Annotated in this window: 27 protein-coding genes; 20 read left to right on the forward strand and 7 right to left on the reverse strand. The window is 64.3% G+C overall.

The window, feature by feature from the left end; genetic code table 11:
• Nucleotides 1–442: 442 nt before the first annotated feature.
• The 4 genes from AC0L2J_RS11110 to AC0L2J_RS11125 all read left to right on the forward strand — a co-directional run bounded on the left by AC0L2J_RS11110 (nucleotide 443) and on the right by AC0L2J_RS11125 (nucleotide 3,149).
• Nucleotides 443–997: a TetR/AcrR family transcriptional regulator gene (locus tag AC0L2J_RS11110; RefSeq protein WP_473389433.1), complete on the forward strand. Its 555-nt coding sequence runs from the start codon at nucleotides 443–445 to the stop codon at nucleotides 995–997.
• A 52-nt stretch (nucleotides 998–1,049) separates the two neighbouring features.
• Nucleotides 1,050–2,243, forward strand: a complete 1,194-nt coding sequence (locus AC0L2J_RS11115; RefSeq protein WP_473389436.1) for an MFS transporter — start codon at nucleotides 1,050–1,052, stop codon at nucleotides 2,241–2,243.
• A 139-nt stretch (nucleotides 2,244–2,382) separates the two neighbouring features.
• The gene (locus tag AC0L2J_RS11120) at nucleotides 2,383–2,802 is read left to right on the forward strand and encodes a hypothetical protein (RefSeq protein ID WP_007607258.1); all 420 of its coding nucleotides are present in this window, start codon (nucleotides 2,383–2,385) and stop codon (nucleotides 2,800–2,802) included.
• A gap of 137 nt (nucleotides 2,803–2,939) precedes the next feature.
• A complete protein-coding gene (locus AC0L2J_RS11125; RefSeq protein ID WP_007607259.1) occupies nucleotides 2,940–3,149 on the forward strand; it encodes a hypothetical protein in 210 nt (69 codons plus the stop codon).
• 251 nt (nucleotides 3,150–3,400) lie between these two features.
• Here the strand turns inward: AC0L2J_RS11125 and AC0L2J_RS11130 are convergent, their stop codons facing one another.
• Nucleotides 3,401–4,372, reverse strand: a complete 972-nt coding sequence (locus AC0L2J_RS11130) for a LysR family transcriptional regulator (RefSeq protein ID WP_473389442.1) — start codon at nucleotides 4,370–4,372, stop codon at nucleotides 3,401–3,403.
• A gap of 121 nt (nucleotides 4,373–4,493) precedes the next feature.
• On the opposite strand from AC0L2J_RS11130, the gene AC0L2J_RS11135 reads away from it, so the two are divergent.
• The 9 genes from AC0L2J_RS11135 to AC0L2J_RS11175 all read left to right on the forward strand — a co-directional run bounded on the left by AC0L2J_RS11135 (nucleotide 4,494) and on the right by AC0L2J_RS11175 (nucleotide 13,676).
• Complete coding sequence (locus AC0L2J_RS11135; protein WP_473389445.1) at nucleotides 4,494–5,531, forward strand: class 1 fructose-bisphosphatase; 1,038 nt, start codon at nucleotides 4,494–4,496, stop codon at nucleotides 5,529–5,531.
• 12 nt (nucleotides 5,532–5,543) lie between these two features.
• Nucleotides 5,544–6,419: a phosphoribulokinase gene (locus AC0L2J_RS11140; RefSeq protein WP_354057111.1), complete on the forward strand. Its 876-nt coding sequence runs from the start codon at nucleotides 5,544–5,546 to the stop codon at nucleotides 6,417–6,419.
• A gap of 16 nt (nucleotides 6,420–6,435) precedes the next feature.
• Nucleotides 6,436–8,457 (forward strand): transketolase, encoded by a 2,022-nt coding sequence (tkt, locus tag AC0L2J_RS11145; RefSeq protein WP_473389451.1) that lies wholly within the window; start codon nucleotides 6,436–6,438, stop codon nucleotides 8,455–8,457.
• A 14-nt stretch (nucleotides 8,458–8,471) separates the two neighbouring features.
• Nucleotides 8,472–9,557 carry a class II fructose-bisphosphate aldolase gene (gene fba, locus AC0L2J_RS11150; RefSeq protein ID WP_007607265.1) on the forward strand — a complete coding sequence of 362 codons (1,086 nt, stop codon included), beginning with the start codon at nucleotides 8,472–8,474 and terminating at the stop codon, nucleotides 9,555–9,557.
• A 30-nt stretch (nucleotides 9,558–9,587) separates the two neighbouring features.
• The gene (locus tag AC0L2J_RS11155) at nucleotides 9,588–11,048 is read left to right on the forward strand and encodes a form I ribulose bisphosphate carboxylase large subunit (protein WP_007607267.1); all 1,461 of its coding nucleotides are present in this window, start codon (nucleotides 9,588–9,590) and stop codon (nucleotides 11,046–11,048) included.
• A gap of 11 nt (nucleotides 11,049–11,059) precedes the next feature.
• The gene (locus AC0L2J_RS11160) at nucleotides 11,060–11,467 is read left to right on the forward strand and encodes a ribulose bisphosphate carboxylase small subunit (protein WP_007594833.1); all 408 of its coding nucleotides are present in this window, start codon (nucleotides 11,060–11,062) and stop codon (nucleotides 11,465–11,467) included.
• Between the two features lie 98 nt (nucleotides 11,468–11,565).
• Nucleotides 11,566–12,501, forward strand: coding sequence for a CbbX protein (gene cbbX / locus AC0L2J_RS11165; protein WP_473389461.1), 936 nt, complete (start codon nucleotides 11,566–11,568; stop codon nucleotides 12,499–12,501).
• Nucleotides 12,498–13,235, forward strand: coding sequence for a ribulose-phosphate 3-epimerase (rpe, locus tag AC0L2J_RS11170; protein ID WP_473389466.1), 738 nt, complete (start codon nucleotides 12,498–12,500; stop codon nucleotides 13,233–13,235). Before cbbX ends, rpe begins: the two co-directional genes overlap by 4 nt.
• Before the next feature lie 228 nt (nucleotides 13,236–13,463).
• The gene (locus AC0L2J_RS11175; protein WP_063993392.1) at nucleotides 13,464–13,676 is read left to right on the forward strand and encodes a hypothetical protein; all 213 of its coding nucleotides are present in this window, start codon (nucleotides 13,464–13,466) and stop codon (nucleotides 13,674–13,676) included.
• A gap of 115 nt (nucleotides 13,677–13,791) precedes the next feature.
• Here the strand turns inward: AC0L2J_RS11175 and AC0L2J_RS11180 are convergent, their stop codons facing one another.
• Nucleotides 13,792–14,628, reverse strand: a complete 837-nt coding sequence (locus AC0L2J_RS11180) for a universal stress protein (protein ID WP_473389470.1) — start codon at nucleotides 14,626–14,628, stop codon at nucleotides 13,792–13,794.
• A 205-nt stretch (nucleotides 14,629–14,833) separates the two neighbouring features.
• On the opposite strand from AC0L2J_RS11180, the gene AC0L2J_RS11185 reads away from it, so the two are divergent.
• Nucleotides 14,834–16,372, forward strand: a complete 1,539-nt coding sequence (locus AC0L2J_RS11185; protein ID WP_473389474.1) for a Do family serine endopeptidase — start codon at nucleotides 14,834–14,836, stop codon at nucleotides 16,370–16,372.
• A 264-nt stretch (nucleotides 16,373–16,636) separates the two neighbouring features.
• Nucleotides 16,637–16,999, forward strand: a complete 363-nt coding sequence (locus AC0L2J_RS11190; RefSeq protein ID WP_007607279.1) for a hypothetical protein — start codon at nucleotides 16,637–16,639, stop codon at nucleotides 16,997–16,999.
• 6 nt (nucleotides 17,000–17,005) lie between these two features.
• Here the strand turns inward: AC0L2J_RS11190 and AC0L2J_RS11195 are convergent, their stop codons facing one another.
• Together AC0L2J_RS11195 and AC0L2J_RS11200 are read right to left on the reverse strand one after the other, a co-directional pair.
• Nucleotides 17,006–17,308 (reverse strand): DUF6496 domain-containing protein, encoded by a 303-nt coding sequence (locus AC0L2J_RS11195; RefSeq protein ID WP_473389478.1) that lies wholly within the window; start codon nucleotides 17,306–17,308, stop codon nucleotides 17,006–17,008.
• 86 nt (nucleotides 17,309–17,394) lie between these two features.
• The gene (locus AC0L2J_RS11200; RefSeq protein ID WP_063993388.1) at nucleotides 17,395–17,607 is read right to left on the reverse strand and encodes a DUF3072 domain-containing protein; all 213 of its coding nucleotides are present in this window, start codon (nucleotides 17,605–17,607) and stop codon (nucleotides 17,395–17,397) included.
• A 115-nt stretch (nucleotides 17,608–17,722) separates the two neighbouring features.
• Here AC0L2J_RS11200 and AC0L2J_RS11205 point away from each other — a divergent pair, with 115 nt between their 5' ends.
• The 4 genes from AC0L2J_RS11205 to AC0L2J_RS11220 all read left to right on the forward strand — a co-directional run bounded on the left by AC0L2J_RS11205 (nucleotide 17,723) and on the right by AC0L2J_RS11220 (nucleotide 19,119).
• Nucleotides 17,723–17,944: a hypothetical protein gene (locus tag AC0L2J_RS11205; protein WP_035973863.1), complete on the forward strand. Its 222-nt coding sequence runs from the start codon at nucleotides 17,723–17,725 to the stop codon at nucleotides 17,942–17,944.
• Nucleotides 17,945–17,962: 18 nt separating this feature from the next.
• The gene (locus AC0L2J_RS11210) at nucleotides 17,963–18,154 is read left to right on the forward strand and encodes a hypothetical protein (protein ID WP_473389483.1); all 192 of its coding nucleotides are present in this window, start codon (nucleotides 17,963–17,965) and stop codon (nucleotides 18,152–18,154) included.
• A gap of 133 nt (nucleotides 18,155–18,287) precedes the next feature.
• Entirely contained in the window at nucleotides 18,288–18,485 is a 198-nt protein-coding gene (locus tag AC0L2J_RS11215; protein ID WP_473247784.1) for a hypothetical protein, read from the forward strand.
• Between the two features lie 73 nt (nucleotides 18,486–18,558).
• Nucleotides 18,559–19,119 carry a type 1 glutamine amidotransferase domain-containing protein gene (locus tag AC0L2J_RS11220; protein WP_007607285.1) on the forward strand — a complete coding sequence of 187 codons (561 nt, stop codon included), beginning with the start codon at nucleotides 18,559–18,561 and terminating at the stop codon, nucleotides 19,117–19,119.
• A gap of 69 nt (nucleotides 19,120–19,188) precedes the next feature.
• Here the strand turns inward: AC0L2J_RS11220 and AC0L2J_RS11225 are convergent, their stop codons facing one another.
• Nucleotides 19,189–19,434, reverse strand: a complete 246-nt coding sequence (locus AC0L2J_RS11225; RefSeq protein ID WP_473389487.1) for a hypothetical protein — start codon at nucleotides 19,432–19,434, stop codon at nucleotides 19,189–19,191.
• Nucleotides 19,435–19,529: 95 nt separating this feature from the next.
• Nucleotides 19,530–19,787: a hypothetical protein gene (locus tag AC0L2J_RS11230; RefSeq protein ID WP_473389490.1), complete on the reverse strand. Its 258-nt coding sequence runs from the start codon at nucleotides 19,785–19,787 to the stop codon at nucleotides 19,530–19,532.
• Nucleotides 19,788–19,925: 138 nt separating this feature from the next.
• Between AC0L2J_RS11230 and AC0L2J_RS11235 the strand changes: the two genes are divergently transcribed.
• Nucleotides 19,926–20,147, forward strand: coding sequence for a hypothetical protein (locus AC0L2J_RS11235; RefSeq protein WP_007607293.1), 222 nt, complete (start codon nucleotides 19,926–19,928; stop codon nucleotides 20,145–20,147).
• On the opposite strand, the gene AC0L2J_RS11240 is transcribed toward AC0L2J_RS11235, so the two are convergent.
• Nucleotides 20,144–21,634 carry an HWE histidine kinase domain-containing protein gene (locus tag AC0L2J_RS11240; RefSeq protein WP_007607295.1) on the reverse strand — a complete coding sequence of 497 codons (1,491 nt, stop codon included), beginning with the start codon at nucleotides 21,632–21,634 and terminating at the stop codon, nucleotides 20,144–20,146. The two genes, AC0L2J_RS11235 and AC0L2J_RS11240, sit on opposite strands and share 4 nt — an antisense overlap.
• Between the last annotated feature and the right edge of the window lie 7 nt (nucleotides 21,635–21,641).

The following is a 21,641-nucleotide window of genomic DNA, read 5'->3' on the forward strand; positions in this document are numbered from 1 at the left end:
TCGCGCAGCGGACCGCGGGTGCGAGGTCAGCACCCGGCCTTCCCTGCGCCCTCTTGGACAAGAGGGTGGAATGACCAGGCAAAGCTCGGGCGAAATCAGCCGCGAGAACGAAAAGGCGTGTCTGCGAATTGGCGCAACAACCTCAAATGTCGTCCTGGCCTGGTGCGCAATTGCGCACGGGGGGCCAGGACCCATACCGCGAGGTCTAGCGATTGGACGCGGTATCAGTCCCACCGAACGAATGTCCGCCAAACTCCTCCCTGGGGTAATGGGTCCTGGCCTTCGCCAGGACGACGCCGGAGCCATCAGTTTCATCCGTGATCTCATCACAACCAAGTGTTTTTATTCGGAAACAATCATTCCCTATTATCCCGCAATGCAAAAGACCGCCCGCAAATCCCGCTCCATTGCCCGTCCGTCCGGCCGTCCCCGGGAATTCGACATGAACACTGCGCTCGACAGGGCCGTCCGCGTGTTTTCCGAGCGCGGTTATCATGCGACCTCGATCGGCGATCTCACCGCGGCGATGCGGCTGGCGACCGGCAGCGTCTACAAGGCGTTTCGCGACAAGCATGCGGTGTTTCTCGCCGCCTTCGAACGCTACGTCGCGTTGCGCCAGGAGCAGACGCGCAGCGCTGCGGCGCAAGGCGCCAATGGCCGCGAGCGGCTGCGCCACCTGCTGCTGTCGTATGTGGAGCACTCCCAGGGCAGCGAGGGGCGGCGCGGCTGTCTCGTGGTCGGCAGCGCGGTCGAATTGTCCGCGGTCGATCCGGTGGTCGCCGCCCTCGTCAGCGCGCGGCTCGAGACCAACGAAGGCTTCATCGCCGGCCTCATACGCGAGGGGCAGGCCGACGGCTCTATACCCCGCCATGTGGCCGCCGACGACACCGCGCGGCTGATGATCTGCATCACGCAGGGTCTGCGCGTCGTCGGCAAGGCGCGCTTGTCGCTCGACGGCAAGCGCCTGGTCGCCGTGGCGATGAAGCTGCTCGCCTGAATTTTTTGTCATATTAGGGAACAAACGTTTCCTATATCTGGAGACCCTGTGAATGACGATGAATGCCACGATCGAGACCGCGCCCGGGCCGGATGCGGTGTCGCAGCGACTGACCTTCGTGCTTGCCGCGGCCTGTGGCATGGTCGCCGCCAACATCTATTACGCCCAGCCGCTGATCGCGCCGATCAGCGCTGCGCTCGGCCTGTCGCACGCGGCGGCGGGGCTGATCGTCACCATGACGCAGATCGGCTACGGCGTGGGGCTTCTCTTCATCGTGCCGCTCGGCGACCTCATCGAGAACCGTACCCTGATCTGCTCCGTCATCACGCTCGGCGCCGCAGCCCTGCTCGCCGCGGGGTTCGCGTCCCACGCGCTGCCGTTCCTGATCGCCGCGCTGTTCATCGGGCTCGGCTCGGTCGCGGTGCAGATCATCATTCCCTATGCGGCGCACCTTGCGCCGGCAGCGATTCGCGGTCGCGTCGTTGGCAACGTCTCGACCGGCTTGATGCTCGGCATCATGCTGGCGCGGCCGGTTTCGAGCTTCGTCACGGCGATGCTGTCGTGGCACGCAGTGTTCTTCTGCTCGGCCGCGCTGATGATCGCGCTCGCAGCCGTGCTCTGGATCACGCTGCCGAAGCGCAAGCCGGTCGCGCGCATGCATTACGGCGCGTTGCTGCTGTCGATGCCGCATCTGGTGCGGAGTACGCCGCTGCTGCGCCGCCGCGCGCTGTACCAGGCCAGCCTGTTCGGTGCCTTCAGCCTGTTCTGGACCGTGACGCCGCTGTTGCTCGCGAGCGAATTCGGCTTCACCCAGCGCGGCATCGCGCTGTTCGCGCTTGCCGGTGTCGCCGGCGTGTTCGCGGCCCCGATCGCGGGGCGTCTTGCCGATCGCGGCCATAGCCGAATGGCAACACTGGTCGCGCTGCTGCTCGCGGCCGTGGGCTTCCTGATCACGCATGTCGGCGCGGCCGGATCGGTGCTGAACCTCGCCTGCTTGGTCGTGGCCGCGATCGCGATCGACATCGGCGTGCAGGGCAACGTCGTGCTCGGCTTCCGCGCGATCTTCGCGCTGGGGCATGAGCACCGCAGTCGCCTCAACGGCCTCTACATGGCGACGTTCTTCACGGCGGGCGCGGCGGGCTCGGCGGTCGGTGCCTGGGCGTTTGCGCAAGGCGGCTGGATGCTCGCATCGGCCATTGGCCTCGCGCTGCCCGTCGCGGGTCTGGTCTATGCGGCCACCGAGTAGCGGCCGGGATCGCCCAAGTCGTGCGATTCGGCCCGTTTACCAAGGCCGTCCGGCCGGCAATTTCCACCTCGCAGTTTCCCTGCCGCTGTAGTACTTTGGTCGCAAGCGAGCCTGGTTAACGGGCGGCAGGGGGAGGCTGATGAGGCGTGCGGAGCTGGTTGGCGTAGCGCGGATACGACCTTGGTCGTGGCAGGCGTTTCTACTTGGTTTCGTCGTTGTCGCAATGTCGGCTGCGCTCCAGGGCGCCTGTGTCGCGCTCGGCGCAAAACTCTATTTCGCGGCGTTCCTGCCCAGCCTGTTCGTGCTCGGCATTGTCGTGGGCGCACCGGCGGCGGCGTTCGCCGCGGTGCTCACCATTCCGCTGGTGTGGTGGGCGTTCATGCCGCCCTTCTTCGAATTCAATTCGCTGACCGGCGCGCATGCCGATTCCATCAAGCTGTTCTGCCTGCTCGCCGTGCTGGTGATCGGCCTTGCCGATCTCTGCCGCGCGACGATGGCAATCATCAGCCGCGGCGGGTTGAAGCCGCGGAGCGAGAGCGCGGCAACGAATTCGCAATAGACGGCCTTGTAGGGCCGCGCACGTTGCGCGCGGGCAACAGTCCGGAAACCATTCGCGCGCTTGCCGCGCCGCGCTAACTTTTCGAAAAAGATTTGGCCGCAATTTCTCCCCCGGGAATGACGAGGGAGTTTTCGGACATGAACGGCCAAATCACCGGTCACGCCATCTTGGAGAACGTGCGCCGCTACCGCGGGATCGCATCGCTCTATCGCCAGACCGCTGCATTCCGCCCCGACCAGAGCTGGTCGCTGCTCGAGCAGGCGAGGGATTGGGAAGCGCGGGCGCTGCGGGAGCTGGAAGCCTATTTCGCCGCGCGAATGGATTACGCTGCGACGCGTGCGGCCTGATCGTTAACCATCGGCGCGGCCTGGGGCAGGCCCGCGTCGGTCGTCGGGTCGCGCACGGAAAGCCCGGGGCGATTACGGAGTTCTCTCGACGCCCGTCTGTGCTAGCAACCTCCCGACCGAGAAATCCCAATTCGGCCGGGGCAAGCCATGACCACCTTCAACCGCATCTTCACGACCGAGCGCCTGCTCCAGATCATCGTCATTCTGGCTGCGACGGTCGCAATGAAGCTCATGGGCTGAACTTCGACGGGCTATCGCGCGCCGAATTCGGGTAATTCGGGCAGATAGTTCGACCCCTCCGATCCCAAGAAATCGAACATCGCCTGCGCCGGCGGCAACAGCACCTTGTCGCTGCGGCGGATCACGTACCATTGCCGCACGATCGGCAGGCCCGCGACGTCGAGCACGACGAGCCGGCCCTCGGTGAGCTCGTGCGCCACGGTGTGGGCGGAGATGAAGGCGATGCCGAGTCCGGCGATCACCGCCTGCTTGATGGTCTCGTTGCTGCTCATCTCCATGCCGATGATCGGCTCGAGATCCGACCTCTGGAACATGCCTTCCATCAGTGTCCGCGTGCCCGAGCCGGGCTCGCGGGTGAGGAAAGTCTCGTGCACGAGGTCGGTGAGGCTGAGGCCGGAATCCTTCTCCAGCCAGTGCCCCTTGCGCGCGACGATGATGTGCGGATTACGCCCGAGCTGACGGACGTCGACGCTGACGTCGGCCGGTGGCCGACCCATCACCGCGAAGTCGAGATCATAGCCGTGCATCGCCTCGCGGATCTCCTCGCGATTGCCGACCGTGAGCTTGAGCTCGATCTTCGGATAGCGCTTCGAGAATGCTGCGATCGCGTGCGGCACGAAATATTTTGCGGTCGAGACCGCGCCGAGATGCACCGTGCCGCCGGTTCGCCCCGCAAGCAGGTCGAGCGCGCCCTGGCAGTCCATGATCGCAGCTTCGACGCGCTCGGCGAGGCTAAGCACCTCCTTGCCCGCCTCCGTCAGCAGCATGCCGTCGCCGGTCCGCTGCAGCAGCGGCAGGCCGGCGAGATCCTGAAGCTGGCGCAGCTGCTGGGTCACGGCCGGCTGCGTCAGGCCGAGCTGGGTCGAGGCGGCCGTGACGCTGCCCTTGGCCGCGAGCGCTGCGAGCGAGCGAAGCTGTCGGATCGTGAGATGCCGGAGCTGTGCCGCCGTGTGGGCATTATAAGATAATTCTTTGGCGCTCATTATGAATAGAAATTTTCCTTATTAAGCCTCCCCTGTCAATCTCATCGTTGTTGGCACTGACCGCACCGACCTCCAGCGAGGAGGGAACTGGATACGGCACCAGCAAAGGGGATGGACGCAGATGACCGGGCAACTCAGGCTGGACGACCACCTTCAGCGGTATTCCGAGACGGCGCCGCGTGCGCTGGCGGTAGCGGCCGCGGTCGACGCCATCGCGGCGGCCGCGATCGAGATCGCCGATCTCATCGCCACGGGAGACCTTGCGGACGCATCGGGCCTGACCACCGGGCGCAACAGCGACGGTGACGTCCAGCGCGATCTCGACGTGCAGGCGGATGCGATCCTGCGCCGCTGCCTCGGCAAGCTGCCGATCGCGGCACTGGCGTCAGAGGAGATGCGCGAAGCACAGATCGGCGACCGCAATGCCAAGATCTGCGTCGCGATTGATCCGCTCGACGGCTCCTCCAACATCGACATCAACATGACCGTGGGCACGATCTTCTCGATCCTGCCGGCGCCTGACGATCTCGCGCTCGCCTTCCATCAGCGCGGCTCGGCGCAACTCGCGGCGGGGTTCGTTACCTATGGCCCGCAGACCTCGCTGGTGCTGACGCTTGGCGAGGGCGTCGACATCTTCACACTTGACCGCAAGTCCGGTTGCTTCCGTCTCGCCCGCAGCGCCGTGCAGATCTCGGAGACGTGCGAGGAGTTCGCGATCAACGCCTCGAACCGCCGGCATTGGGAACAGCCGGTGCGCGCCTTCGTCGACGAATGCCTGGCCGGTGTGGAAGGGCAGGCCAACCATAATTTCAACATGCGTTGGGTCGGCTCGCTGGTTGCCGAGGCCTATCGCATCCTCACGCGCGGCGGCGTGTTCCTCTATCCGTCCGATGCACGGCCGGGCTACGGCGACGGCCGGCTGCGCCTCGTCTACGAGGCGCACCCGATGGCTTACATCGTCGAGCAGGCCGGCGGCTCGGCTTCGACCGGGCGCGAGCGCATCCTCGAGCTCTCAGCGCAGAGCCTGCATCAGCGCGTGCCGCTGATCATGGGTTCGAACAACGAGGTGCAGCGCGTCGAGGAACTGCATTGCGATCCCTTGCTGGTCGCCAGCGTCTCCGCACCGCTGTTCGCGCGTCGCGGCTTCTTCCGGCTGTAAGCGAGGGATCCCATGTCCAGAAAGCATCCGATCATCTCCATCACCGGCTCCTCCGGCGCAGGTACGACCTCGGTCAAGAAGACGTTCGAACAGATCTTCTTCCGCGAGAAGGTCAACGCCGCCTACATCGAAGGCGACGCCTTCCATCGCTACGATCGCGCGGAAATGCGCACGCAGATGGCGAAGGAGGCCGATCGCGGCAACAGGCATTTCAGCCATTTCAGCCCCGAGACCAACCTGTTCGAGGAGCTGGAGCGAGCGTTCCGCGACTATGGCGAGACCGGCACGGCGACGACGCGGCACTACGTCCACGATGTCGAGGAATCCGCGCTGCATGGTGCCGCACCCGGCACCTTCACAGAATGGAAACGGCTGCCGGAGAGCTCCGATCTGCTGTTCTACGAGGGCCTCCATGGCGCCGTCGTCACCGACAAGGTCAACGTCGCGCGCTATGCCGACCTCAAGATCGGCGTCGTCCCCGTCATCAATCTCGAATGGATCCAGAAGCTGCACCGCGACCGCAGTGCGCGAGGCTATTCGACCGAGGCCGTCACCGACACCGTTCTGCGGCGGATGCCCGACTACATCCACTACATCTGCCCGCAGTTCTCCGAGACCGATATCAACTTCCAGCGGGTGCCGACGGTGGACACCTCCAATCCGTTCATCGCGCGCTGGATTCCGACGCCGGACGAATCGATGGTCGTGATCCGCTTCAAGAACCCGCGCGGCATCGACTTCCCCTATCTGCTCTCGATGCTGCCGCAAAGCTGGATGTCCCGCGCCAATTCGATCGTGTGCCCCGGCGCGAAGCTCGATCTTGCCATGCAGCTCATCCTGACGCCGCTGATCATGCAGCTGATCGAGCGCAAGCGAAACCTGAAGTGAACGAGGGGAGGATCCGATGAACATCTCCGTCCACGCCGACGCCGACCTCACGCGGGTCTCGCATAGCGATCTCGCCAACGCCGTCCGCTTCCTCGCGGTCGACGCCATCGAGACTTCGCAGTCCGGCCATCCCGGCCTGCCCTTGGGCATGGCCGATGTCGCGACCGTGCTGTTCTCGCGCTTCCTGAAATTCGACTCGGCTCATCCCCATTGGCCGGACCGAGATCGATTCGTGCTGTCGGCGGGCCATGGCTCGATGCTGCTCTATGCATTGCTCCATCTCACCGGCGGCGATGTCAGCCTCGACGACATCAAGGCCTTCCGGCAATGGGGCTCGAAGACGCCGGGCCATCCGGAATATGGCCATACGCCGGGCGTCGAGACGACGACCGGTCCGCTGGGGCAGGGGATTGCGACCGCGGTGGGCATGGCACTCGCCGAGCGCATGGCCAATGCGCGGCATGGCGACGGGCTCGTCGATCACTTCACCTATGTGATCGCCGGCGACGGCTGCCTGATGGAAGGCATCAGCCAGGAAGCGATTTCGCTCGCCGGCCATCTCGGGCTCGGCCGCCTGATCGTGCTGTTCGACGACAACGGCATCTCCATTGACGGGCCGACGTCGCTTGCGACCTCCGACGACCAGCTCGCGCGCTTCGCTGCCTCCGGCTGGTCGGTGCGCCGTGTCGATGGGCACGATGCCGAAGCGGTTGCGCAGGCGATAGCCGAGGAGCGTGAGAGCGCAAGACCGTCGCTGATCGCTTGCCGCACTATCATCGGCTATGGCGCGCCGGATCGTCAGGGTACCGAGAAGGCGCATGGTGCGCCGCTCGGCGCTGAACAGACAGCGGCGGCGCGGCGAGCGCTCGGCTGGGACTACCAGCCCTTCGTGGTGCCTGTCACGATCCTGAAAGCATGGCGGATGATCGGACAACGCGGGCAGGTCGCGCGTCTCGCCTGGCTCGATCGCTATGAATGCGCGACGCCCGAGCAGCGCGATTTGTTTGTCGAGGGCAAAGCGGTTGTCCTGCCGACCGCCTATGCCCAGGCCTCGGCGAAATTGCGCGAGCGCTTTGCCACCGAGCGTCCGAAGCTCGCGACTCGGCAGGCTTCGCAACAGGTGCTCGACGGCATCGCAGGGACGATTCCCGGATTTGTCGGTGGCTCGGCAGATCTGACGCATTCGAACCTGACGCATGCCAAGGCGCAGACCCCGGTCAAGCGCGACGCGTTCGCCGGCGATTACATCCATTACGGCATCCGCGAGCATGGCATGGCGGCCGCGATGAACGGCCTCGCGCTGCACGGCGGCTTCATTCCCTATGGCGGCACCTTCCTCGCGTTCTCCGATTACAGCCGGCCGGCGATCCGCCTTGCGGCCTTGATGAGGATCCGCGTCATTCATGTGATGACCCATGACTCCATTGGCCTCGGTGAGGACGGCCCCACGCACCAACCGGTCGAGCATCTCGCAGCGCTTCGCGTCATTCCGAACCTGCTTGTGTTCCGGCCGGCCGACGCGGTTGAGACGCTGGAAGCATGGGACTGCGCGCTACAAGCTGAAAATCGCCCATCCGTGCTGTGCCTGTCCCGTCAGGGGCTGCCGACCTTCCGCAGCGATGTCCGCGGTAGGAACCGCGTCGCACGAGGCGCCTATCTCATCGTTTCGCCGGACGGCGGCCGAGACGTGACGCTCGTCGCAACGGGTTCGGAGGTGTCTATTGCGCTGGAAGCGGCTCGCCTGCTTGCCACCGAGCACGTCCGCGCGGCCGTGGTCTCCGCGCCCTGCTTCGCGCTGTTCGAGGAGCAGCCGGAGGATTACCGAGCCGCTGTGCTCGGCACGGCGCCACGGATCGGCAACGAGGCGGCAGTCGCCGGCGATTGGCATCGCTGGATCGGCACTGACGGCGAATTCGTCGGCATGCGCGGCTTCGGTGCCTCGGCGCCGGCCCCCGTGCTCTACCGCGAATTCGGCATCACGCCGCAAAGCGTTGCGGAAGCCGCCCGGCGGGCGATGGCCCGCGCCGGCAAGCAATAACAGGAGGAATTGTCGTGGCCCGTATCACCCTTCGTCAGCTGCTCGACCACGCCGCCAGTCACGGTTACGCGGTGCCGGCGTTCAACATCAACAACATGGAGCAGGGCATCGCGATCATGCAGGCGGCGGCCGAGGTCGATGCGCCCGTCATCATCCAGGCTTCGCGCGGCGCGCGCAGCTATGCCGGCGACCTCATGCTCTCGCACATGATCGACGCGCTGGAGCGGACCTATCCGGACATCCCGCTCTGCATGCACCAGGACCATGGCAACGACGAAGCGACCTGCGCGTCCGCGATCGCCCATGGGTTCACCTCGGTGATGATGGACGGCTCGCTTGAGGCCGACGCCAAAACCGCGGCCGATTACGACTACAACGTTGCGATCACCCGCCGCGTCGTCGATCTCGCCCATTGGGTCGGTGCCTCCGTCGAAGGCGAGCTCGGCGTGCTCGGCTCGCTCGAGCATGGCGGCGGCGAGCAGGAGGATGGTCATGGCGTCGAAGGCACGGTCGGCCATGATCAGTTGCTGACGGATCCCGACCAGGCGGTCGACTTCGTCCGCGCCACCAAAGTCGATGCGCTCGCGATCGCGATGGGCACGTCGCACGGCGCCTACAAGTTCAGTCGCAAGCCGGATGGCGACATTCTGGCGATGCGGGTGGTCGAGGAGATTCATCGCCGGCTGCCGAACACGCATCTCGTGATGCACGGCTCTTCCTCGGTGCCGCAGCCGCTCCAGGACATGTTCAACCAGTTCGGCGGCGAGATGCCGCAGACCTGGGGCGTGCCGGTCGAGGAGATCGTCCGCGGCATCAAGAGCGGCGTGCGCAAGGTCAATATCGATACCGACTGCCGGCTGGCAATGACTGCGGTGTTCCGCAAGGTCGCCGCGCAAACGCGCTCCGAGTTCGATCCGCGCAAATTCCTCAAGCCCGCGATGGATGCGATGCGCGAGCTCTGCCGGGACCGCTTCGAGCAGTTCGGCACCGCTGGCCACGCCGGCAAGATCAAGGTCATTCCCTTGAGCGAGATGGCGCGGCGCTACCGCGCCGGAGAACTCGATCCCAGCGTCGACGCCCGCGAGCCCGTCGCGGCCTAATCATTCTGAGAGAAAGAGCAGGAGAGAGCCATGAATGCACATGCAGGAACCGTCCGCGGCAAGGAAAGATATCGTTCGGGCGTGATGGAATACAAGCGCATGGGCTATTGGGAGCCTGATTATGTGCCAAAGGACACCGATGTCATCGCGCTGTTCCGCGTCACGCCGCAAGAGGGCGTCGACCCGATCGAGGCGTCGGCCGCTGTCGCCGGTGAATCCTCGACCGCGACCTGGACGGTGGTTTGGACCGATCGCCTGACCGCCGCCGAGAAGTATCGCGCAAAATGCTACCGCGTCGATCCGGTGCCGGGCACGCCTGGCTCGTATTTCGCCTACATTGCCTATGACTTGGACCTGTTCGAGCCTGGTTCGATCGCCAACCTCTCGGCGTCGATCATCGGCAACGTGTTCGGCTTCAAGCCGCTGAAGGCGCTGCGGCTGGAGGACATGCGCTTCCCGGTCGCGTATGTGAAGACGTTCCAGGGACCGGCAACTGGCATCGTGGTCGAGCGCGAGCGACTCGACAAGTTCGGCCGGCCGCTGCTCGGCGCGACCGTCAAGCCGAAGCTCGGGCTTTCGGGCCGCAATTACGGTCGCGTGGTCTACGAGGCGCTGAAAGGCGGGCTCGATTTCACCAAGGATGACGAGAACATCAACTCGCAGCCCTTCATGCACTGGCGCGACCGCTTCCTCTATTGCATGGAGGCGGTGAACCGCGCGCAGGCGGCCTCCGGCGAGGCCAAGGGCACCTACCTGAACATCACCGCGGGAACGATGGAGGACATGTACGAGCGCGCCGAGTTCGCGAAGGAGCTCGGATCGTGCATCGTTATGATCGACCTCGTGATCGGCTACACCGCGATCCAGTCGATGGCGAAATGGGCGCGGCGCAACGACATGATCCTGCATCTGCATCGCGCCGGTCACTCGACCTACACGCGGCAGAAGAGCCACGGCGTGTCGTTCCGCGTCATCGCCAAGTGGATGCGCCTTGCCGGCGTCGACCACATCCATGCCGGCACGGTGGTCGGCAAGCTCGAAGGCGATCCGAACACCACGCGCGGCTATTACGATGTCTGCCGCGAAGACTTTAACCCGACCAAGCTCGAACACGGGCTGTTCTTCGACCAGTCCTGGGCGAGCCTGAACAAGATGATGCCGGTCGCCTCCGGCGGCATCCATGCCGGGCAGATGCATCAGCTGCTCGACCTGCTCGGCGAGGACGTCGTGCTCCAGTTCGGCGGCGGCACCATCGGCCATCCCATGGGCATCGCGGCCGGCGCGATCGCCAATCGTGTGGCGCTGGAAGCGATGATCCTCGCCCGCAACGAGGGGCGCGACTACGTCCACGAAGGTCCGGAGATCCTGGCCAGGGCGGCCGAGACCTGCACGCCGCTGAAAGCCGCGCTCGAGGTCTGGAAGGACGTCACCTTCAACTATGAATCCACCGACGCGCCGGATTTCGTGCCGACCGCACTCGAAACCGTTTGAGGAGATTTGACATGAAGCTGACTCAAGGCTGCTTCTCGTTCCTGCCCGATCTGACCGACGATCAGATCACCAAGCAGGTGCAGTATTGCCTGACCAACGGTTGGGCCGTGAACATCGAGTTCACCGACGATCCGCATCCCCGCAACACCTATTGGGAGATGTGGGGTCTGCCGATGTTCGATCTCCAGGACGCCGCGGGCGTGATGATGGAGCTCGCCGAATGCCGCAGAGTGTATGGCGACCGTTACATCCGCCTCAGCGGCTTCGACTCCAGCCATGGCTGGGAATCGGTGCGGATCTCGTTCATCGTCAACCGTCCGCCGCAGGAGGCCGAGTTCGAGCTGGTGCGGCAGGAGGTGGGCGGACGCGCGATCCGCTACACCACCGTGCGCCGGCAGCCCGCGCACGCGCCAACCTAACTCATTCTCCTCCGCGCGGAGCACTCCCTGCTCCGTTTCCTTGGCGGACCACTGCTTCGCCGCTCCCCCGCGGCGAAGCCCTTTTCTTCGAGGTGCCGATGCTGGATGTTCCCCACGCAATGACCACTGAGCCCGGCGAGACCAGTTTCGATCTCCGCAAGGAGGCCGAGGCGGCCGGTATCACTGATACACTGCGACAGCTAGAGCAGGAGCTGATCGGATTGAAACCGGTGAAGAACCGCGTGCGCCAGATCGCGTCGCTCCTGCTGATCGAACGGATCCGGCAGCGTGCTGGACTGGCTTCGTCGCCGCCGACGTTGCATATGTCGTTCACCGGCAATCCCGGCACCGGCAAGACGACGGTCGCGCTGCGCATGGCAAAGATCCTGCACGGCCTCGGTTTCGTGCGGCGCGGGCAGGTGATCTCGGTGACGCGCGACGATCTCGTCGGCCAGTATATCGGCCACACCGCGCCGAAGACCAAGGAGATCCTGAAAAAGGCGATGGGCGGCGTGCTGTTCATCGACGAAGCCTATTATCTGCACCGTCCCGACAACGAGCGCGACTACGGCCAGGAGGCGATCGAGATTCTGCTCCAGGTGATGGAGAACCAGCGCGAGGACCTCGTCGTGATCCTTGCCGGTTATGGCGAGCGGATGACGAGCTTCTTTGCGTCAAACCCCGGCTTCCGCTCGCGCATCGCGCATCACATCGACTTTCCGGACTATGCGGAAGCCGAGCTGCTCGTCATCGCCGAGCTGATGCTGAAGGAACGGGGTTATCGCCTCTCGGCGGCGGCGCGTGAGGCGCTCGAGAAATACATCGCGCTGCGTCGGACCCAGCCGTTCTTCTCCAATGCGCGCTCGATCCGCAACGCCGTCGACCGCATCCGCCTGCGGCAGGCCGATCGCCTGGTATCCGATCTCGATCGTGTGCTCGAGATCGCCGACCTCGAAACGATCGATCCCATGGACGTCCTGGCGAGCCGCGTCTTCAGCGGCGGTGCGGACGCGCAGAGGAGTGCGAAGCCATGACGAGAGAAATCCTCATCGCGCCGTCGATCCTGGCCGCGGATTTCGCGCGCCTCGGCGAGGAGATTGCGGCGATCGACGCGGCGGGCGCCGACTGGATTCATTGCGACGTCATGGACGGGCATTTCGTCCCGAACATCAGTTATGGCGCCGACGTCATCAAAGCGATCCGGCCGCTGACGAAGAAAATGTTCGACGTGCATCTCATGATCGCGCCGGCCGATCCCTATCTCGAAGCGTTCGCGAAGGCCGGCGCGGATGTCATCACGGTGCATGCCGAAGCCGGTCCGCATCTCGATCGCTCGCTCCAGGCCATCCGCGCGCTCGGCAAGAAAGCCGGTGTCAGCCTGTGTCCCGCCACTCCCGAAAGCGCGATCGAGTATGTGCTCGATCGTCTCGACCTCGTCCTGGTGATGACGGTCAATCCGGGCTTTGGCGGCCAGTCGTTCCTCGAGTCCCAGCTCGAGAAGATCGGGCGGATTCGAAGCATGATCGGCGACCGGCCGATCCGGCTCGAGGTTGACGGCGGCATCACGCGCGATAATGCAGCGGTCGTGACCGCTGCGGGCGCCGATACGCTTGTGGCGGGGTCAGCCGTATTTCGCGGCAGGGGCAACGCGGACTATGCCGGCAATATCGCGGCCATCCGCGCTGCTGCCGAGGCCGGCAGGGTTCCGAACCGGCAACATAGTTCGGCGCAGACGATCCGAGCCGGTGAGCCCGCGCTGATCCGGTAGACTACGGGAGACAGGCGGAGCGAGCCGGTACCCGAATGGCTGTGCCAGGGTCTGCCGCTTTCCACCGGGCATATTGAGTCCGCGCTGATTGGAACTTTCGCCCCAACACGCGTTTGCCTAGAATCAAGCGGGCCAAGCGCGCGGCGGGCGCAGCAAATCTTTTGCACAACCGCCATCGCCCTGACGCAAATAAGGCCAATAAGCTCTGTGAATGCGAGGGAGGGTCTCATGGATAACGTACGTCGCTACCGCGCGCTAGCGTCCCTCTGTCGTCAGCAGGCCGCCTACCGGCCGCTCCAGAGCTGGGAACTGCTCGGCCAGGCCGAACATTTCGAATATCTCGCCGAAGTCGAACTCAAGGCGCATTTCGACGCGTGCAATGCGCCACATGACGAGGACGGCGTCGAGGCCACGGCGTGGGAGAGACCCGCCGCGGCGTGACGGTCCAAATTGTTCGAATATGACCTGAACTTGCCGACGCCGGCACCGCTCAAGGAGGCGGTTGTCAGCCCGAACGACAAGGCTTGCGACCGGCCCGACCTGGATCAGCCCTCGATTAATGCGACATCAGCGTCGGGACGGTCATGGCTTCCAGCATGGCGCGGGTGACGCCGCCGAGGAACCGCTCCTGCAAACGGGAATGGCCGTAGCCGCCCATGACCAGAAGATTGAGGCTCTCATCGGCTGCCAGCGACAGCATGGTCGGCTGAATGTCAGAGCGCGCGGCCGACAGGTTGACCGTGCGGGTCGACAGTCCGCGCCGGCCGAGATGCCTTGCCAGATTGCGCGTCGAGACTTCGTCGGGAACCGTATCTGTTTCGTTGATCGCAATGATCACGATCTCCTCGGCGCGGGCCAGGAATGGTGCGGCGTCGCGCATGGCGCGCGCTGCGAGGCGGCTGCCATCCCAGCAGATGCCGATCCGTTTCGCCTTGAACGCTCCATGGAAGGTGTAGGGCAGGAAAAGCACCGGGCCGCCCGCCTGGAACAGGATCTCGCGGGGCACATCGTTGTCGAGTGATCCCTGCGCCGGATCCGGCTGGAGCACGATGCTGAGATCGTGCAGCCGCGCCATCTCGCCGAGCAAGCCGACCGCATCCCCCGGCATCTCTCCGAGCGGGTGGCATGTGTAGGAAATGCCGGCGTTCATCGCTTCGCTCTTGAACACCGCGAGCGCCGCCTCGGCGCGCTGCACTGCGCTTTCGCGCTCCATCTCGAACACAGCCGCCACGGCAGCGCCGCCCTCCATCACGTAGGCCGCGCTGGTTGCCACATAACCCACCGCGACTGCGTCCAGATGGGCGTTGAGGCCGGCCGCGAGCGAGATCGAGCCGTCGATCGCCGGGCGCATCGGGCGCTCGGTAGGGATGTGGACGAGAATGTCTTTGTACATGACGCGCCTCCGATGGACATCATCCGGTGGCTGCAGTCTTCCACGCTGCCCGGGGCCCGCGTTGAGCTGCATCAAATGTGCAGCCCTCGTTTTTTGTCGCCGGCCCCGGCCACTTTGCCAAGATTTAATGACGTGGACGGGACGCTGTAAGGTGGCAACCCCCATGTTGGGTGCAAGGCGACTTACCCAACATGGACATATCGACATGAGCGATCACGTCAATTCCGACACCACAACGTCCCGCAAGATCCTGAGACCGCGCCGGCTCGCGCTGCTCGGCACCGTCGCCGCGCTTGGCCTGGCCGTGCTGGCGACTGCCCCCGGCTCTTCGCCGTTCAGCGCGACCTCCTTCATTGCGCCCGCCCAGGCCGCAGAGACCGCCGCGACACCGCCGGGCTTCGGCGACCTCGTCAGCAAGGTCAAACCCGCCGTCATCTCGGTGCGGGTCAGGATCGACCAGGACAACGACAAGAGCGCGATGCTGCAACAGAACCGGATGGATTCAGACGAAGCATCGCCCTTCGATCAATTCTCACGGCAATTCGGCTTCCCCGGCCCGGGTGGCATGGAGGGCATGCCGCGCCACCGCCGGCAGATGATCACGGGTGAGGGCTCGGGCTTCTTCATCTCCGCCGACGGCTATGCCGTGACCAACAACCACGTCGTCGATCACGCCGAGTCTGTGCAAGTGACGATGGACGACGGCACGACCTACAGCGCGAAAGTGGTCGGCACCGATCCGAAGACCGATCTCGCGCTGATCAAGGTCGAAGGCAAGAAGGATTTTCCGTTCGTCAAATTCTCCGACCAGAAGCCGCGCATCGGCGACTGGGTGGTCGCGGTCGGCAATCCCTTCGGCCTCGGCGGCACCGTGACCGCCGGCATCGTCTCGGCCAGCGGCCGCGACATCGGCAACGGCCCCTATGACGACTTCATCCAGATCGACGCGCCGATCAACAAGGGCAATTCCGGCGGCCCGGCCTTCGACATGAACGGCAACGTGATCGGTGTGAACACTGCGATCTTCTCGCCCTCCGGCGGCTCGGTCGGCATCGGCTTCGACATTCCGGCCTCGACCGCAAAGCTCGTCGTCGCACAGTTGAAGGACAAGGGCGCGGTCACGCGCGGCTGGCTCGGCGTGCAGGTGCAGCCGGTGACGTCGGATATCGCCGACAGCCTCGGCCTCAAGGAGGCGCGCGGCGCGATCGTCGACAATCCGCAGGACGGCAGCCCGGCGGCGAAGGCGGGCATCGAGGCGGGCGACGTCATCACCGCCGTCAACGGCACCGCGATCAAGGATTCCCGCGATCTCGCCCGCACCATCGCCACCCTGGCGCCGGGCACGTCCGTGAAGCTCGATGTCGTCCACAAGGGCGACAGCAAGACGGTGACACTGGCGCTTGGCGAGTTGCCGAACGAGCGGCAGGCCAGAGCCGACGAGGGCAAGTCGCAGCCAGATGCCGGCATGCCGCCGCGTCTCGGGCTCAGCCTGGCTCCGGCCGGCGACGTGCAGGGCGCCGGCCAGAAGGGCGTCGTCGTCACTGAAGTCGATCCGCAAGGTCCGGCCGCGCAGCGCGGCATCCAGACCGGCGACGTCATCCTCAATGTGGGCGGCAAGGCCGTCGCCAATATCGGCGATGTCCGTTCCGAGCTGGCGCAGGCGAAATCGTCCGGCAAGCGCAGCGTGCTGCTGCAGGTCAGAAGCGCGCAGGCGACCCGGTTCGTGGCGGTGCCGCTCGCATAGGGCGAACGTCGATCGGCGCAACTCCAAAGGCGGCCTTTGGGCCGCCTTTCCTGTTCGCCTTCAGGATTTCCGCAGATCGCCGATAACATTCTCGTTAACGGCAGGGAGGATGACCCGGTTCGTCCGAAAAAGCCGTGTTCGCTCATCACAATTGCAGATCTCGTACGGACTCGGCGGCAATGACGCTGCCGACGATTGCAAGCGTGGAACTTCGAACTTGCCGCCGCTGAGCCGGCCGGCAATTCGTATTTGATCGGTGCCGACATGGATCGATTGAAGCTCTCGCTGAGGACTGCGCTGCTCGTGGCGCCATTCGTGCTGTGGGGTGGAAACGCTCTCGGGCGTGACGATGGACGCTACGCGGACTCACCCCTCAAGCCGTGGTTCGACGGCCTGCGCAGCCATCTCGGTCCGTGCTGCTCGGATGCGGATGGGTTTGCCGTCGCCGATCCCGACTGGGACTCGCACAATGGACATTATCGCGTGCGGCTCGACGGCGAATGGGTCGAGGTGCCGGACGAAGCGGTGATCACCGAGCCGAACCGGGCCGGCCGCACCATGGTGTGGCCGGTGAAGACCGCGTTCGGCGTTTCGATCCGCTGCTTCATGCCGGGCAGCATGATCTGACAGAGGTCAGCGCGACCGTTTGGAGGATTTGCGCTTCGACGTTTTCTTCGAAGTCTTCTTGGTTTTCCTGGATGTCTTCTTGGACGTCTTCTTGGACGTCTTCCGCTTCGCGGCTTTCTTCGGGACCTTCTTGCCCTTCTTGCGCGCTTTCGACAGGCCGATCGCGATCGCCTGCTTGCGGCTCTTCACGCGTCCGCCTCGACCGCCCGGTCCGCTTTTCGCGGTACCCTTCTTGTAGCGCTTCATCTCGCTTTCGACATCACTGCCGGAGCTGCGCGAGTAGCGGCGCTTCTTTGCCTTGCGTGCCATGCATGTTCTCCCTTGGCAGGGGAAAACCATCCGGGACAGGCATGGTTCCGAAGCGCGCAGGCAACGTCGGGGATACGCGAGCTGGCCTAGAACGAATCCGCCAGCTCGATCTCGGCTTCCAGCGCCTGAATGCGCCGCGCTGCCTCGCTGGAGGACAGATCCCGCGCATATTGCGCGGGTTGATACGCCTCTTCGCTCAGCCGTTTCAGCCGGAGGCCCTGCGCGCGCGTCATCTGCTCGGTGAGGAACGTCTTGGCGGTGAGGAAGGCCTTGGCGTCGTATTTACCTTGAACCTGCATGTCGCTGCTCCCTTCTGAAATCGTGACTTGACTATATGTTCTTATTTTGTTCTAACAAGCCATGGACAACAGAATTAATGAAATTCGACGTAAAATCAGCGCCTTGAGGCTGGAAATGGCCGATATTGAGGTGTCCGTCCGCGAACTCGTCGAGCGCGATCGCGACTGCACAGAGAAGGCCCTGGCGCAGATGGATCTGCGCCGGAAAATCAATCTGCTGATCGGCGAATGGAAGGCTGCAGGTGGCGGCGATGTCCTGCCGAATGTCCGCGATAGGATGCGCCTTCGTTCCGCGAAGACATCAGGTAGTCCTCTGCGCGTGATCGCGCGCCGCTGAGAGCTTTGGGAGCGCACGGTGGAGGAAGACCCGGATGCGTACCGGATTCTAAAGCTGCGCGCCGAGATTCTCGAACTGGGCTCTGCCATCCGGCAGCTGCAACGCGAGGGGCTCGACGCCGCCGCCGCCCAGCTCTTGATCGCGCGCAAGCGTGCACGACTCGATCATCTGGTGAAGGCAGATCCTGCAGCGCGCCTTAACGTCACCTGAGGCCCGACGCAGCTAAGCGAGTTCGTCACGTCAAGGCAGGTAGATCAGGGCACCTTCGGCGCGCCGGCCCAGCAATAGAACGCCCGAGATCAAGCGGCCGAGGCCGGCCGGCAGATATTAGAACGAGCCACCCATGGCGATCAGCCACGCGCCTCTGATCGCGATGATGATGCCGCAGATGAGCATGATTGCGCCGAGCAGCGGCGCCGCCCGGCGCGAGAGCAATGACCGGACGTTCGTCATTCGCCACCTCGATGGATTGAATGCGGTTCAACCGATCTTTTCGGCGAACCTTCCTGTGGCCGACATAAACTGCCGCACATCCGCGTGAGGCCGGCAATCGCGCGGAACGGAAGCCGGCTCGACCGATTGACCGGGCTCCTCTCACATCAACGGAGTGTTCCATGGAGCTTCAGGGTAAGACGATCGCGATCTTGGCCACGCACGGCTTTGAACAATCGGAACTGGAAGTGCCGCGCGACCGCTTGAAACAGGCAGGCGCGACGGTCCATGTGGTCTCGCTTGCACCCGGCGAGATCAAGGGCTGGGACATGAAGGATTGGGGTCGGCCCGTGAAGGTCGACAAGACGCTCGATCAGGTATCGAGCAGCGACTACGATGCGATCGTTCTGCCGGGTGGGCAGATTAATCCTGACCTCCTACGGGTCGAGCCGAAAGCTTTGAGCTTCGTCAAGGACATCTTCAACGCGAAGAAGGTCGTTGCGGCAGTCTGCCATGCGCCTTGGCTCCTGATTGAGACAGGCATCGCCAGGGGCCGCAAGATGACCTCATACAAATCGATCAAGACCGATGTCATCAATGCCGGCGCGGCATGGGAAGACTCGCAGGTGGTTGCTGACCAGGGCGTCATCACCTCGCGCAACCCCGGCGATCTCGAAGCCTTCAGCGCCAAAATCATCGAAGAAGTGAAGGAAGGCCGGCACCTTCAACGCAGCGCAGCGTGAAGTCAGCGACTCCCGGACGGAAAAGCCCCGCGTTGTTCGCGGGGCTTTTGTCTGCCATGTCGGCGTAGATTACTTGGTGTTGCTCATGCCGCCTTTGTTGTTCGTCATGGTGCCGCCCTGGTCGGAGCCGGGACCGGAGCCGCCCTGACCGGAGGGATCAGGCCCCTTGGAGGACTTGGTGTTGGCGCCCGTAGTCTGCGACGATGACATCGAGGATCCGTGTTTTGCCTTGTGCGACTTGGCCTGCACGGCGAACGGCGCGGCGGCGAGGCCGATTGCCAACATCACCGCAAGCGCGAGCTTGGTGGTCTTCATGTGCGGGAACTCCCTGAGTTGAATTGACGCAGGCAGCCAACCGTCATTCGTCGCGGGAGTTCCGAACAAGGGAGCTCCGGCAAATCACCAATACTTCAAGATTGCTGGTCGTTCTCTGCGAGGATGAATATGACGCCGGTGAGTGTCGCGCCGATCGCGAACGTCGTCACCAATGTGAGGGCGAAAACGACTACGGCCTGCCTTCCGCCGTGACTCAGCAAATTGGCGACGCCTGGATTGGACAGCACCAGCAAGAGGCTGAAAGCGAGCCCGAGGGCTGCGCCCATCATGGCGTGCGTCATCAGCTTGATGAGCCCGCTCGGAGAGATCAGGTCCGACTTTTTCGCGCGCATGGAACTTTATTCCGATTTCGCAAGCAACGCCTGCGATACGCGCCGGTTCCATCCGCATGAAGGAATCGTTATCGCCCGCTTCATCCGACGTTCATGCCAAGCCTGCAAGAATGACCACGCAACACGGGAACATTCGATATGGGTAAGGTGGTCTTTCTCTATCGCTCTCTGGCTTATCGTAACGCCGCGGCGGACATCCTCCGCAAGGCGCGCAAGCTGCCCCGCGGCGCGGAGCGAAGCGCGGCGCGGCGCTATGCCAAGGCGCTGCGTGATCTCGCCCAAACGGAAGCCTGGCTCGAGGGACGGGTCGCGCGCGAACCGCAAACGATCGAGCGCAGGAAGAGTGCGGCCTCCGGTTAACCGGACGCGCGCTGCAATTCGGCGGAGCCGGCGGCTTCGAAGTTGCCGGGCGCGGTTGTCGCGGCACTCTTGCCGACCAACGGCACCTCGAGCCGGCACAACAGGCCCTCGGCGCGCCAATCGAATCGCGCCTGCCCGCCGAGCTGGGACTCGACGCTCGCAAGCAGGCTCCGCGTACCAAAGCCGCGGGATTTCGGCGTCTTGACAAGCGGGCCGCCGGATTCCTCCCACGTCAGGGTGAGCAGTTCGTCCTCGACCTGCCAGCCGATTGCGAGCCGTCCCGTCCGCGTCGAGAGCGCGCCATACTTCGCCGAGTTGGTGAAAAGTTCATGCAGCGCCAGCGCCAGCGTCTGGGCGGTCGCCGGCAGCAACTGAACTTCGGACCCCGCCAATTTGATCTGGCCGCCGAGGGAATAGGGCGCAAGCTCCTCGTCGATCAGCTTCGAGAGTTCGGCGCCCTGCCAGCTCGATAGCGACAGGATCGTATGCACGCGCGCCAGTGCATTGATGCGTCCCTCGACGGCGCTGACATAGGCTTTCACCTCGTCGGCGCGGGTGAGGCGCACGATCGATTGCGCCAGCGCCAGGGCATTCTTGGCCCGATGGTCGACTTCCCGCGCCAGCAGAGTCTGCCGTTCCTCCGCGCGCTTGCGTTCGGTGATGTCCACCGTCACGCCGCTGACGCGCATGACCCGACCGCTCTCGTCGACCGTGGCGGCGGCCGTGCCGACACACCAGCGCACATCGCCGTCGGGCCGCACGATGCGGAACTCCGTTTCATAGGAGCGTGTGCCCTTGTTGAATTCGGCGATCGCCTTGCGCAACTGATCGACGTCATCCGGATGCAACAGCGCCTGAACGTTGGCCGGGTTCACCTCGAAGCTCTCCGGGCCAACGCCGAAGATGCGGTATTGCCCCTCGTCCCACATCCAGTCGCCCGTGATCCAGTCCCAGTCCCAGGAGCCCATCTTGCCGGCGGCGATCGCCATGCTGCGCCGCTCTTCGCTCTCGCGGAGCTTTGCGGTGGAATTCTCCAGCTCGGCGGTGCGTGCACGCACGCGGTCCTCGAGATCCTGGTTCAGCCGCTCGAGTTCGCGGGTCTTGCGATAGAGCTCTGCGAACACCTTGACCTTGGCGCGCAGCACCTCCGGCACGACCGGCACCGGGACGTAGTCGACGGCGCCCATCTCGTAGCCGCGCAGGCGGTCAATGTCGCTGACTTGAATGGCCGAGATGAAGATCATCGCGGTCTTCTGGAAGCGCGGGTGCTCGCGGATCATCGCGGCGAGCTCGAAGCCGTCGAGCTCGGGCATGCAGACGTCGACCAGGATCACCGCGATCTCGGTCTTGAGCAGCACCTCCAGGGCCTCGCGACCGGACGAGGCGATCACGAGGTTCTGGCCGAGATCCTTCAGGATCACCTCATAGGCGAGCAGCTTGGCCGGCTGGTCGTCGACGAGGAGGATGTTGACCTTTTCGTGGTCCATACGGGCA

The sequence above is a fragment of the Bradyrhizobium sp. MV1.5 genome, from assembly GCF_055807615.1.